The sequence below is a fragment of the Streptomyces sp. SAS_270 genome (genome assembly GCF_052543295.1).
Window position 1 is genome coordinate 83,188 of record NZ_JBMNDS010000017.1, and the last position, 13,197, is coordinate 96,384.

The 13,197-nt window shown below is 70.4% G+C and carries 5 protein-coding genes; all 5 read right to left on the bottom strand.

Annotated features, from left to right (window positions below):
* Positions 1-15: 15 nt before the first annotated feature.
* Complete coding sequence (locus ACN6LB_RS14625; protein ID WP_445026168.1) at positions 16-4,170, bottom strand: Eco57I restriction-modification methylase domain-containing protein; 4,155 nt, start codon at positions 4,168-4,170, stop codon at positions 16-18.
* Positions 4,170-7,454, bottom strand: a complete 3,285-nt coding sequence (gene drmD / locus ACN6LB_RS14630) for a DISARM system SNF2-like helicase DrmD (protein ID WP_445026169.1) — start codon at positions 7,452-7,454, stop codon at positions 4,170-4,172. Before drmD ends, ACN6LB_RS14625 begins: the two co-directional genes overlap by 1 nt.
* A 155-nt stretch (positions 7,455-7,609) precedes the next feature.
* Positions 7,610-9,331, bottom strand: coding sequence for a methionine--tRNA ligase (gene metG, locus ACN6LB_RS14635; RefSeq protein WP_445026170.1), 1,722 nt, complete (start codon positions 9,329-9,331; stop codon positions 7,610-7,612).
* 189 nt (positions 9,332-9,520) lie between these two features.
* The gene (locus ACN6LB_RS14640) at positions 9,521-10,945 is read right to left on the bottom strand and encodes a VWA domain-containing protein (protein WP_445026171.1); all 1,425 of its coding nucleotides are present in this window, start codon (positions 10,943-10,945) and stop codon (positions 9,521-9,523) included.
* 158 nt (positions 10,946-11,103) lie between these two features.
* Positions 11,104-13,176, bottom strand: coding sequence for an FUSC family protein (locus ACN6LB_RS14645; protein ID WP_445026172.1), 2,073 nt, complete (start codon positions 13,174-13,176; stop codon positions 11,104-11,106).
* Positions 13,177-13,197: the final 21 nt, after the last annotated feature.

Here is a 13,197-nt window from a genome sequence, read left to right on the forward strand (position 1 = left end):
CGTTGGCGTGTGGGCTCAGAAGAGGGCGTCCGGCGTGGGGAACAGTCCGTCGGCGAAGTCCAGTTGGGTGCTCCGAGACGCGTGCGCGGTGCTCCGTTGGTTCGCCTTGGCCTTACGGGCGGCAGCCCTTCGCTTCTTCGCCTGGGGAGTGTGTTCCCCCCTCTTCACCTCTTGCTCGTACCGTGCGTGGTTCAGCTGAAGGAGCAGGTCCAGGATTTTCGTCTGAGCGTCCGGCGACAGGGTGAAGCGGGTGCCGCGCCGAGTCTCATGGAATCCGTATTCAAGGTCGACGTCCCAGCCGTAGCCAGCTAGCACGGCGTGATCGATCCTTCGGTGGACCTCCCTGAGCGCGACGATGTCGGTGGCTGAGTCCTCACGTGAGTGGATGCTCTGCGACAGCGGGGTCAGGGCGAGGCCCGTGCGCTTCTGGAGGGCTTCCAGTTCTTTGCCGAGGCGGGCCAGATCGTCGTCGAGTTGCGGGAGAGGTAGAGGAGCGCAGCAGGTGGTCGGCGTGTAGACGAGATCTGCCGTTCGGGTTGGGCCGTACTTTTCAGTCCACCAGAACTGGAACTCGCTGCTACGGAAGGCCAGTTCCGCGTGGCTGTCGGTAGGGAAGACCACCAACTTCTGATCGAAGACAGAATTGCGCGGCAGGAGCGCGGGTAGCTGCGTACTGCTGGTCTGGCCGATGGCGATTACCTTGTCCAGGTGTTCGATCGACTCGTACAGCTGGGGGGCGCGCTCGGCGAACTGCCACCAGCGGTCCCGGCGAGCCGGACGATTGTTCCTCGCGCGTACGGGTTTCACGTCGCGTTCTACGATCGCAAAAACGTCCTCGTACTGTGCGGCCTCTTCCTGCGACCAACCGCGGAAGTTGATGACCCACCGGCGCGCCGGTGCCCCCGTTCGCTGATTCAGATCGTCACCGTTGAAGTACGGGAATAGGACGTCCTTGTTCTTGGGATCTTTTTTGATGAGCGCCCGAGCTTGCTCGGGTTCAAGTAGGAACCCCGCACCCAGTACGTATGACCCGATGAGCGCTCGGTTCTCGTTCTCCACCAGCTGTTGATGCTTGCCCGACGTCTGTGAACGAGCCGTGAGCAGAGGAGTGATCCCGTCCACCTGCCGCCCGTCCAAGAACACTGCCTCCGTTGGACCCAAGTTCTGCGCGAGCCAGACGAGAGCAACTTCAAGATTGGCTGTCCCAGGCCAAGGCTGAGACTTGATCGCTCGACTTACGGTCCAACCCTTCGCCGTGGCTTGCTCAAGCCCCACCTCTCTGGTGTAGCCCTGAGCGATCGTGTTCGTCGCGATGATGCCCGTGCGCTGTCCCGGTGCGATCCCCAGGTTCCGCAGTAGGAAGTACGCGCACAGGTCTGCGTGCCCACGCGTACCGCCCGCCAGCCGGTTGACCAAGTACTCGCGGTAGTCCTGGCCCAATGCCCCTGTGATCTTCAAGCCGCCCACAAACGGCGGATTCCCCACCACCACATCAAACCCAGCCGCGCCCCCCACCCCCATAACCTCAGGAAACTCCAATGGCCAATGCAAAGGCCGCACAGCCTCCGCCCGAGGCCCCTTCAACCACCCGTCGACAATCCCCCGCGCCCGCGCCGCAGCCTCCCCAGCCCCGTCGCCCTCCTCCAGCGCGGTAGCCACCAGCCCCGCCACCGACTCCAGCCGGTTCCGGTAGGCCCGGGACTTCGCGTCCTCCTTGGCGTCACGGAAACGCGCAGCGCCCCGCGCCCCGCCCACCTGCTCCTCACCGGAGATGTCGGACGCCTCGTCGTCGGAGATACCCTCGGCGGCCAGGGCCGCGCCCACCACCGCGTCCGCCGCCAGCCGCAGCCGTTCGCTTCGTGACTCCGCCTTCGCCAGCAGGTCCGCCTTGTCGCGCACCACCCGGATGTCGGTGACCGCCGTCGACTCGATCTGCCGCCGCAGCTCCGCCGCCTCCGACAGCAACGTCTCCGTGACGTCGAGCGCCCGCGCGACCTCCTGGCTCAACTGCCGGTCCTGCCACTCCAGATGGAACTGCTTGACCTGCCGGACGTCGATGACCCCCACCAGCGAGTCCCCCGACCGCAGCGCATGGTCCAGGAACGAGAACGGCCGCCCCTTCGCCAGCGTCACGAGCCACAGCGACAGCTTGGCCAGCTCCACCGCCATCGGGTCGCGGTCGACGCCGTACAGGCACCGGTCGGACACCAACCGCCGTGCGATCTGGTGGAGTTGCTCATGGTCGTCACGGTCCACGTCCCGCGCGAGCTCCGGCGGCAGCTCGTCCTCCCGGAGCCACGCCTCCACCACCCGGTCCGACAGATACCGGCACGCCGAGACCAGGAACGCCCCCGAACCCATCGCCGGATCCAGAACCCGCAGCTTCAGCAGCTCTTCGGCCTTCTTCGGCTGCCAGACGCCCGGCTCCGCACCCTCCGCCGGACCGGGCGCGAAGCACAGGGGCGCGAGGGTGTGCTCGACGACCTCCTCCGCCAGCGCCTTCGGCGTGTAGTGCGTGCCGGTGTCCCGGCGGTTGCCGGAGCGGACCACGATGACCGAGCCCTCGGGCCACACCTTCGGCTCGCCGCGCAGGTCGAGGCCGTACAACCCAGAGAAAGCAGCGGCCCGCTCGACGAGCGCCGTGTCGTTGCCGCACGCCGTCTCCAACTCGACCGTCGCCGCACCCGACTTGGCCTGCGCGGCCGTCACCGTGGCGGCCTTCGTCCCCGTGACCGCCGCCACCTGGTCCGCCAGAGTGCCGGCCGCCGCCCACTCCTCCAGCCGGGCCAGCGGCAGTACCGCCTCGTACTTCTTGTCCCGCCCGAAGGAGACCCCGACGTAGGGCTCGTCGGCCCATCGGCAGCCGTACTCCAGGAGGCCCTCGTAGACATGGCCGATCTGCTCGACGTCGAGGCCCTTGTAGGACAGGCGCTCCCTGCCCTTGAAGCCCTTGCGGGCGCGCAGGGTGAGGAGGGCGTCGAGGATCTCGTAGACCACCCGGTCGGTGACCTTGGCCGGGACCAACCAGGGGAAACGGGACGGGTCGAAGAGCGAGCCGCCGTAAGGGGGGATCCACAGCCGGTCGTGCGTGCTGCCGCCGTGGATCGCGGCGAACAGGGCGAGCAGGCGCGGCCAGGTCGCCTCGACCCGGTCGCCCAGCTCGTCGCCGTGCAGGCTCTGGGCCGTCGCCAACTCGTCGTGCAGGGGGCCGACGGCGTACGAGGCGTCGTACAGCTCGTCGCCGGAGGGCAGCAGGCGCTGCTCCTCGGCGTAGAGGAGGAAGACCAGGCGCATCATGACCGTGAGCGCGCCCTCGTAGACCTGTTTGGCGGGTACGCCTCGCAGCAGTTCGCCGCGCGACTCCCGGTCGAGTCGGGACAGCTCCGCGACCAGCAGCGACACCGCCTCGCGGACCTGGCGGCCCAGCGTGTCGGTGACCTCGGACATCGCGTCGACGGTGCGGGCGAACAGGCCCGCGGTCGAGTCGGTCGGCTTGCCCGCCGCGTCCAGCGGAGGGCGCACCGCCCGGCCCGCGGTGAGTAGGCTCGCGAAGGCGCGGGCGAGGATCGGTTCCTCGGTCCACAGGTCCGCGTCGAAGACGGCGACGGTCGTCGCCTCCTTCGGGCGGGCGTGGACGAGAGCCCACTCGCGGCCGTTCGTGAGCAGCGCCAGCGGCACTCCCCGCGCCCGGCACAGGTCCGCGGCCCGGTCGGCGAGGCCGGGCTGTTCGCCGCGCGGGCGGTTGAGGGCGCCCTCCCAGTCGTCGGTGCGGAAGAAGAGGGCGCGCGGGGCCAGGCCGCCGGACTGGCCGGGGCCCAGGAGCACGGCGTCGGGCGTGTTCGCGCCGGCGTGCAGCGACTCGGGGATCGCCGCGCCCTCGCGCAGGCCGGGAGCCCGCCAGCCGATCAGCTCGGTCAGGACGAACTTCTCCCACGCGGGGCGCAGCAGCGCCGGGTCCTCCTGGACCTCCGCCCACGCCTGCCGCAGCTTCGCCCATGTCTCTTGGGGGATCGTGTCGAGGCCCTGCGGGAAGGCGCCGACCAGCACCGGCAGCGACACGAACGGGCCGTCGGGGCGCAGCAGCCGCAGCCAGTCCTCGTGCTGTTCGGCGGGGGTGGGGACCGAGCCCTTCGGCGGGAACTTCCTTGCGGCGGGGGCGGCGGTCGGCATCAGCGGTTCTCCTGGCGGGCGGCGGTGGCTGCGAGGGGCGAGAGGGAACGGGGCACGAGGAAGGTCACGGCGACCGGGAACCAGCGCGGCGAAGGGGCGGCCCAGCGGCGGCGCAACGCGGCCGTCTCCGCCTCCGTCACCTCCGGCAGCCGCCGCAGCCGCTCCTGCAACGCCTCCCGGTCCGCACGCAGTTGGCGGCGTTCGTCGTCGACGTCGAACAGCGACTCCTGCTGCCAGTGGCCCGTGTCGTCCAGCCGGTCCCGGATCGAGCGGCCCAGGTCGTTCAGGACCGCCCGCATGCCCTCGACCTCCTCCTCGCAGCGTTCGGCGAGCAGCGTCTCAAGGGAACGGAAGCGCCGGTTCGCGCGGGTGTTGAGGGCGCGCGCGAGACGGTCCTCCAACTGCGGCCAGAGAGCGGCGAGTTCGGTCCGGATGCCGGTGGCGGGCAGCTCGTCCGTCGCCTCGGTCAGCCAGCCGTCGACCTCCTCCATCTTCGCCGCGGCGAACTTGCCGCCCTCGATCAGGCCGCCCGCCGTGATCACCTCCTCGTGCAGCCGCGTTCCGCCACTGCCGGTGATGACCACACGGCCGTGTGCGACCAGCGCCGGCTGCCGCAGTGCTCCGTCCGGCACCACCCGGGCCGTCACTCGGGACAGGTGGGCCCCCGCGCCGCTCGACCACAGCTCGGCCCGCAGCAGCCGTAGACACATCTGAACCAGCCGGTGACCCAGGTGCAGGTGCACCACGTCCGTACGGTCGCGGGCCTCCGCCTCGTCGAAGACGACCGGGCGTTCCCTGCCGGTGAGGGGGTGGCGCAGCCCGTCGTTGCGGGCGCGCGCCCAGGCTCCGGGCAGCTCCGGCAGCCGGAAGCAGCGGGCACCCTTGTCCGGCTTGGGGTCGGGGACCTCGCCGAGGTCCTTGTGGTGGGCCAGCAGCAGACCCGTGCGCACGACCCGCTCGACCGTCTCCGGGTGCAGGTGCAGTTCCTGGCGGCTGCCGGACAGGGCGTCCACCAGCCGCTCCAGGTCACGTGCCAGGTCGCGCTCGACCTTGAGGACGGCCTTCCCGGACCGCTTGGTGATCTCGGCGTCGGCGGTGGTCCAGCTCGAACGGCGGCCCAGCATCTTCTGCTCGACCTGCGCGGCGATCACCTCGCCCGCGCTGCCCAAGTCCTCGCGGATGCGCTCGGTCTTCCGGGCGGCCACGGCGAGGAAGTGCAGCTCGTCCTCCAGGGCCCCGTCCTCGTAGCCCGAGTCCGTCTGGTGGTCGTGTGCCGGGTCGAAGCCCTGCCAGCCGGCCGGCACGAAGTGGAACACGTCCACCTGGTCGGCCTTCTGCCCGTGCCGGTCCACACGGCCATTGCGCTGCTCCAGGCGGTTCGGGTTCCAGGGGATTTCCCAGTGCAGGACGCGATGGCAGTGCGCCTGGAGGTTGATGCCCTCGCTGGCCGCGTCGGTGCCGAGCAGGATACGTACGGGGGACAGGTCGGGGCTCTCCTGGAAGACCTGCTTGACGCGCTCCCGGTCGTCCTGGTCCTGGCCGCCGTACAGCTGGGCGATCCGCTCCTCGGGGTACCCGGCGGCGATCAGCTGCCCGTACAGCCAGCGCTGGGTGTCGCGGTACTCGGTGAAGACGATGACCCGCTCGGGTTCCCAGTCGCCCAGCGGGCCGTCCGGGCACACGATCTCGTCCAGCCACTCCCGGAAGCGGGCGAACTTGGCGTCCGGCCGCTTCCCGGCGTCGACGGCCCAGGTGTCCAGCTCCTTGAGGAGTGTGTGCTCGCGGTCGGAGAGCGGACGCATGGCCTGACGGGCGGCGGTGAAGGCCCGCGTTGCCGCCTCGGCCTGCTCCTGTTCGTCCTCTTCCTCGGCCTCCTCGATCCCGTCGATCAGAGGCCGCAGCACCCGGACGCTCGGGGCCGGTTCCTCCTTGGGCTCGGCGCGCCGGGACGTCATCGTGTCCAGGTGGGTGTGGATGGTTTCCGCGAACGCCTTCGGCGACGACAGGAAGCGTTTCTTCAGCAGCGACGTCACGAAGTCGGCGGCCGTTCCGCCCGCTTTCCCGTTGCCCTGTTCGGTGCGGCGCGAGCGTGCGTACTCGGTCAGCTTGGCGTACGCCTCTCGCATCGCCTCGCTGTACTCGACCTCCAGCGCGTGAGGCACCCGCTTGGGGAAACGTGACTTGCCGTTCCACAGGGGCGGCAGCTCCGACTTCATACGGCGCACCATCACCCGGCGCAGTTGCTCCTCGGACGGCTTGATCCCCCGGGCGAAGCGGTGGTCGTCGAGGAGTTCCAGGAGTGCGGTGAAGGACTCCAGGTAGCCGTTGTGCGGGGTCGCCGAGAGGAAGAGGCGGTGCTCGCAGTGCGGGGCCAACAGCTTCACGGCCCGGGTGCGCTGCGAGTCCACCGCGTACTTTCCCGTCCCCGACGGCGCACACGTGTGCACCTCGTCCACGACCAGCAGGTCGAAGGCGCGCGGATACTCGGGCACGGCGGGCAGCAGCTCGCGCAGCATCCGCAGCGGGCGCTCGCGCTTCAGCCAGTCGATCGAGACGATCAGACGCGGGTGGTGGGTCCACGGGTTGGCGTACAGCCCCGCCGAACGGCGAAGCTCCCGCAGCATTTTCGTGTTGACGATCCGGAAGTCCAGGCCGAACTTGTCCCGCATTTCGTCCCGCCACTGAAGCGTCAGCCCGGCGGGGCAGACGATCAGCATGGAGCGGGCGCGGTGCCGCAGCATCAGTTCCTGCATGACCAGACCGGCCTCGACCGTCTTGCCCAGACCCACGTCGTCCGCGATCAGCAGGTTCGTCCGCGGCATGGACAGGGCGCGGACGACCGGGTCCAGTTGGTAGTCCTGGATCTCGACGCCGGAGCGGAACGGGGCTTGGAGGGCCGTCTTGTCGGCGGAGGCGATGGCACCCCAGCGCACGGAGTCGAGGAAGGCGTCCAGCCGTCCAGGCTCGTCGAAGCCATCGCCGGGAGAAGGCAGTTCGTACTGGTCGTGGACGTCCGTCGCCTGTTCCAGCTCCCACACCACCCGGAGCTCCTCGTCCCGGCCGTCGCTCTCCAGCGAAGAAAGAGTGATCAGGTGGCTGGTGGCGGCTTCCGCAGCGCGGGCCGGGTCGTCGCTGGCGGCGGTCGAGCGGAGGACGTCGGTGACCACCCAAGGGCGGTTGCGTACGGTCACGCGCTGTCCGGGTGCCGGAACAGACGCGCTCGACGTGTCCGTAATCGCCGACTCCATGACCATCTCGCCAGTCCCCTCAGTACGCACGGGCATCCCCTTCCGCAGCGGTCAAAATTCTAGGTGCGAAATGAGCAATGACGCCCAGATGTTCCGGAGTGCGGGTTGAGGCCATCTCGTCGGCATCTGCCGGCAAAGCAGGGCCCGGTGACGTCGCATGACGTCACCGGGCCCTTTCGTATGCCTGGGACTTACTCGGACGCGCCGCCGAAGCGCTCCTTGTACGACTCCAGGTCCTCGTCCGTGATCTTGGCGAAGAGGACCGGGGGAACCGTGAAGGGGGTGCCGGCGGGGACGGAGGACAGGGTGCGGGCCTCGTCCGCCGTGACCCACTTCGCCGTGTCGGCGGGGAGGGCGAAGGCCGCGCGCATGGCGGCGGACGACGCCGGGATGAAGGGCTCGGAGACCACCGAGTAGAGGTGGATGAGGTTCATCGCGGTGCGCAGGGTCAGGGCCGCGCCCTCGGGGTCGGTCTTGATCTCCAGCCAGGGGGCCTTCTCCTCCAGGTAGGAGTTGCCCGCGGACCACAGGGCGCGCAGCGCGGCCGCGGCCTTGCGGAACTGGAGGGCCTCCATCTGGGTCTCGTACTCGGCGAGGAGCGAGGCGATCTCCTCGCCCAGCTTCGCCTCCGGCTCACCCGCCGCCGCTCCCGCGGGGACCTCCTCGCCGAAGCGCTTCTTGGAGAAGGACAGCACGCGGTTGACGAAGTTGCCGAGGGTGTCGGCCAGGTCCTTGTTCACCGTGGTCGTGAAGTGCTCCCACGTGAAGGACGAGTCGTCGGACTCGGGGGCGTTGGCGATGAGGAAGTAACGCCAGTAGTCCGCGGGCAGGATCTCCAGGGCGTGGTCCGTGAAGACGCCGCGCTTTTGGGACGTGGAGAACTTTCCGCCGTAGTACGTCAGCCAGTTGAAGGCCTTTACGTAGTCGACCTTCTTCCAGGGCTCGCGGATGCCGAGCTCCGTGGCCGGGAACATCACCGTGTGGAACGGGACGTTGTCCTTCGCCATGAACTCCGTGTACCGGACGTCGGCGGCGCCGTCGGGCTCGTACCACCAGGACTTCCAGTCGCGGTTGTCCGGGTCCTGGTCCGACCACTCCTTCGTCGCACCGATGTACTCGATCGGGGCGTCGAACCAGACGTAGAAGACCTTGCCCTCGGCGGCCAGCTCCGGCCAGGTGTCGGCCGGGACCGGGACGCCCCAGTCCAGGTCACGGGTGATCGCGCGGTCGTGCAGGCCCTCGGTCAGCCACTTGCGGGCGATGGAGGAGGCCAGCTGCGGCCACTCGTCGCCGACCTCGTCGATCCACGCCTCCACCTCGTGCTGCAGCTTCGACTGGAGGAGGAAGAGGTGCTTCGTCTCGCGGACCTCCAGGTCCGTCGAGCCGGAGATCGCCGAGCGCGGGTTGATCAGGTCGGTGGGGTCCAGGACGCGCGTGCAGTTCTCGCACTGGTCGCCGCGGGCCTTGTCGTAGCCGCAGTGCGGGCAGGTGCCCTCGACGTAGCGGTCCGGGAGGAAGCGGCCGTCGGTCGGGGAGTAGACCTGACGGATCGCCCGCTCCTCGATGAACCCGTTCTCGTTCAGGCGGCGGGCGAAGTGCTGGGTGATCTCACGGTTCTGCGGGGAGGAGCTGCGGCCGAAGTAGTCGAAGGCCAGCTCGAAGCCGTCGTACACCGCCTTCTGCGCGTCGTGCGCCTGGGCGCAGAACTCGGCGACCGGCAGGCCCCGCTCCTTCGCCGCCAGCTCGGCCGGGGTGCCGTGCTCGTCCGTCGCGCAGATGTAGAGCACGTCGTGGCCGCGCTGGCGGAGGTACCGGGAGTACACGTCCGCCGGGAGCATGGACCCCACCATGTTGCCCAGGTGCTTGATTCCGTTGATGTACGGAAGGGCGCTGGTGATGAGGTGTCGAGCCATCGCGGGCTGCTCCCAAGTCGCTACGTGCGGTGACGGAACTCGCTTCCGGCAAGGATGCCGGGCCGTCTACGAACCTTGAAATCGTAGCCGAAACGGGTAGGCCGCCCGCTTCCCGTTTTAGTGGGTGGGAAGCGGGCGGCCTGTGGCACGCCGTGGGCGGGCTGTGCGGGTGGTGCGGACTGCTGGGGGTTACGGGCGCCAGGACGCGAGTACGCCGTCGAAGAGCTCGGCGTCCGTCAGCTCGCGCGGGGTCGGGCCCGCGTGGAAGAACGACGTGTTGTCCGTCTTCAGCTTGCGGAGGTAGTCGAACGCCTTGTTCTCGTGCTCGCCGAACGCGACGAAGGAGAAGAAGACGGCCGGGTGGGACTTCGCCGCGTCCGTGAGGGACTGGGTGGCGGGGGTCTTCGCGTCCGGGGCGCCGTCCGTCTGGAAGACCACCAGGGCGGGGGCCTTGGGGTCGTCCGACTTCTCGTGCTGGGCGAGGACTTCCTGTACGGCGGCGTGGTAGCTGGTACGGCCCATACGGCCGAGGCCCGCGTGGAGCTCGTCGATCTTGTTCTCGTGCGCGGCGAGGGTCAGCTCGCCGGTGCCGTCCAGCTCCGTGGAGAAGAAGACGACGTGCACCGTGGCCTCGGGGTCCAGGTGGGCGGCGAGTGCGAGGGTCTGCTCGCCGAGGGCCTGGGCGGAGCCGTCCTTGTAGTACGGGCGCATGGACGCGGAGCGGTCCAGTACGAGGTAGGTCTTCGCGCGGGTTCCGGTGAGGTCCCGCCTCTTGAGGGCGGCGGCGGCTTCCCTGGACGCCGTTGCCAGGGCGGGGGCTGTGGCCTTCACGGCCTCGGCCTCGGCTTCGCCCTCGGCCGTGCTGTTCCCACCCGCACCACCCGTGCGGCTCTCGTCGTCGTCTGCGAGTGGCCCCTGTGGGGCATCAGCGACGTCGGCGACTGCCGGTTCGGGGGTCTGCTCGGCCTCCGGGGCCTCCGCGGGCTCCTCGGCTGCCGGTTCGATCACCGGTTCCGGTGCCGCAGCCACTGGCTCGACGACGGGCTCAGGTTCGACGACTGCCACGGGCTCCGGCTCGGGCTCGGGCTCGACCACCGTCTCCGGTTCCGCTGCCGCGGCTGCCAGCGGCTCGGGCTCGGGCTCGACCACCGGTTCCGGTGCCGCAGCCACTGGCTCGACGACGGGCTCGGGCTCGACGACGGGCTCCGGTTCGACGACTGCCACGGGCTCCGGCTCGGGCTCGGGCTCGACCACCGGCTCCGGTTCCGGTTCCGCGGCAGCCACCGGCTCCGGCTCAGGTTCCACCGCAACCGGCGCCTCGACCTCAGCCTCGACTTCGGCCTCAGCCTCGGCCACAGGGGCCTCCGGCTCGGCTGCCGGCTTCGGCACGGTCACGTTGTCGAAGGCCGCGGACACGAGGTCGTCGGCGGTGGGCTTCGGCTTCGGTTCCGGGGAAGGGGACGGAATCCTCGGTGCGGCCTCCTGCGAAGGGGCCGGTTCCGTCGCCGGGGCGGGGATGGTGGGAGCCGGAGCCTCCAGCGAGGTCCCCGCGTCGGCGTCACGGTCCTTGCGTGAGCGGCCGAACGCGTTCCGCAGGAGAGTGAGAATGCCCATGTGCGCAACCCTTCGCATGAGTTGTAGCCCGTCAATCCCTGGCCAGGACGGACACGTAAGGTTAGCGGCCGCTGCCGGCGATCTTGGCCGGGGGCGCAGTGGCCGGGCGGCGGCGTCAACAGCACTACCGCTCGGGTGGGTGGCGAGCCCCTACCGGATCAGTGCGGCGAGGCGATCGTGCGTGCCGCCGCGACCTCCTGGCGGAGCGGTTCGAGCACGCTGCCCGGAGGCCCGGTGAGATCCGTGCGGACCTCCACGAGGACGTCGGTCTCGCGCAGTCCCTGCGACAACTCCCGTAGCTGGAGCGCCACTTGCGCGATCTCGGCGGTGGACGGCGGCTCGGCGCCGTGTTTGATCCGTACCCGCGCCGCCGTCGTCGCGTCCACGATCCGCTCGACGGCGACGACGAGCGGCCACCACGCGGCGGCGCGACGGCCGGTGGGCGGCGGTTCGGTCAGGGCGCGCTGGAACTCCGTACGGATGACGGAAAGATCGCGGTACAGACCGCGGCGCATCCGGGCGCGGGCCGCCGGCTCCGTGCCGGCGCCGAAGGCGGACTCGACGTAGCGGGCGGTGTCCGCGACCGCGTCCGCGAGCCGGTCGCCGACCCGGGTGTGCCAGCTCTCCGGCCAGAGGAGATAGCCGGCCACCAGGGCGATCGCGCAGCCCATGAGGGAGTCGACGAGACGCGGCACCAGCAGGCCGGTGCCCTGGTGGTTGAGGATGTCGGAGAGGAGCAGGATGACCGGGGTGATGGCGGCGGTCTGGTAGCCGTAGCCGCGCGGGGTCAGGGCGGGGATGAGCGGTGCGAGCACCAGCATCACGGGTACGTCCCACCAGCCGCGGGGGACGACGGTGAGCACGGCGGCCGCGACGGCCAGTCCCGCCACCGTGCCCAGCGCGCGCAGCAGCGCCCGGGAGAAGACCGACCCGAAGTCGGGCTTCAGCACGAAGGTGATGGTGAGGGCGACCCAGTACGAGCGCGGCACCGGGACGATCGAGACCAGGGCCTGCGCGATACCGATGCACAGCGCGAGACGCAGGCCGTAGCGCCAGGAGGCTGCGGACAGGACGACGTTCCTGGCGACGCGGCCGGTGCGGACGCGCAGCGCCGCCGGGCGGCCGAGGCGGTCGTCGATGGTGCGCGGGTCGGGATCCTGGTCGGTGACGACACCGGCGGCGTGCCGCAGGGCGTGGTCGACGGCGCGGGCGGTCTCCGACGCGGGCGTCGGCAGGTCGAGCCCTATGGGACCGGTGTACCCCGTCTCGACGGCGTCGGCGAGATGCCGTACGGCGGTGGGAATCCCGTCCGGCAGCGGCTTCCCGGACTGGTGGACGGCGGGGGCGGCCTCCACGACCGGCGTGATCGCGTTCAACTGGGCCAGCAGCCGGGTGAGGTCGGGGCTGCGGCCGTGGTGGCGGGCGCGCCGGGCGAGGACGAGGTCGTAGGACTGGTTGAGCGACTGGGTGACGGCGTGCCGCGCGCGGTCGTACGCGTCACGGAGGTCACGGAGATCGCGGCTGTCACTGCTACCGGTTCCGCCGGTTCCGCCGGTCCCGTCGGTCCGCCCGGCCTCGCCGCTCTCTCCCGGTGTCTCCCCTGGCCCGCGGTTCTCGCGTGCGCCCTCGTTCGCGCAGACCGCCAGGAGTTCGGCCACCCGCCGGTACGTCCCCGCGACCGCGGCCCGCTCCGGTACGCCCGACCGCAGCGGCCAGGCCAGCAGGGCCAGGAAGAGGACGAGGAGTCCGCCGCCGGACATCAGCAGCGGGGCCAGCCACCACGCGCCCGGCATCGGGAGGCCCGCGCCCACAACGGAGTTGAGGAGCAGGAGCAGTCCGGACACGGAGGCGACGGCGCCGATCGTCGAGATCATCCCGGAGACGAGCGCGACCCCGGTGACCGCGGCGACGGCGAGCCATCCGTGGCCGTACACCAGCGAGCCGACGGTGACACCGAGGGCGCCGAAGAGCTGGGGGATCGCGATGTTGAGGATGCGCATGCGGTAGGCGTCGGCGGTGTCGCCGATGACGCCGGACAGGGCGCCCATGGAGGCGAGCGCGCCGTACGCGGGCCGGTCCACGGCCAGGCCGATCGCGAGCGGCAGGGCCATGGCGACGGCGGCGCGGGCGACGGCGGCCCAGGGGATGGGTGCCTGCTGCGGTTGGAGGTTCCTGACCAGCCAGTCGGGAGGGGTGAGGGCGCCGGACAACTGGCGGGACGGGCGGGACATGCGCCCCATTATGGCCGCATT

Bases quoted from the DNA above. Each gene is read 5' to 3' on its own strand.
- ACN6LB_RS14625 (WP_445026168.1), bottom strand. From the start codon at position 4,170: ATGCCGACCGCCGCCCCCGCCGCAAGGAAGTTCCCGCCGAAGGGCTCG.
- drmD (WP_445026169.1), bottom strand. From the start codon at position 7,454: ATGCCCGTGCGTACTGAGGGGACTGGCGAGATGGTCATGGAGTCGGCG.
- metG (WP_445026170.1), bottom strand. From the start codon at position 9,331: ATGGCTCGACACCTCATCACCAGCGCCCTTCCGTACATCAACGGAATC.
- ACN6LB_RS14640 (WP_445026171.1), bottom strand. From the start codon at position 10,945: ATGGGCATTCTCACTCTCCTGCGGAACGCGTTCGGCCGCTCACGCAAG.
- ACN6LB_RS14645 (WP_445026172.1), bottom strand. From the start codon at position 13,176: ATGTCCCGCCCGTCCCGCCAGTTGTCCGGCGCCCTCACCCCTCCCGAC.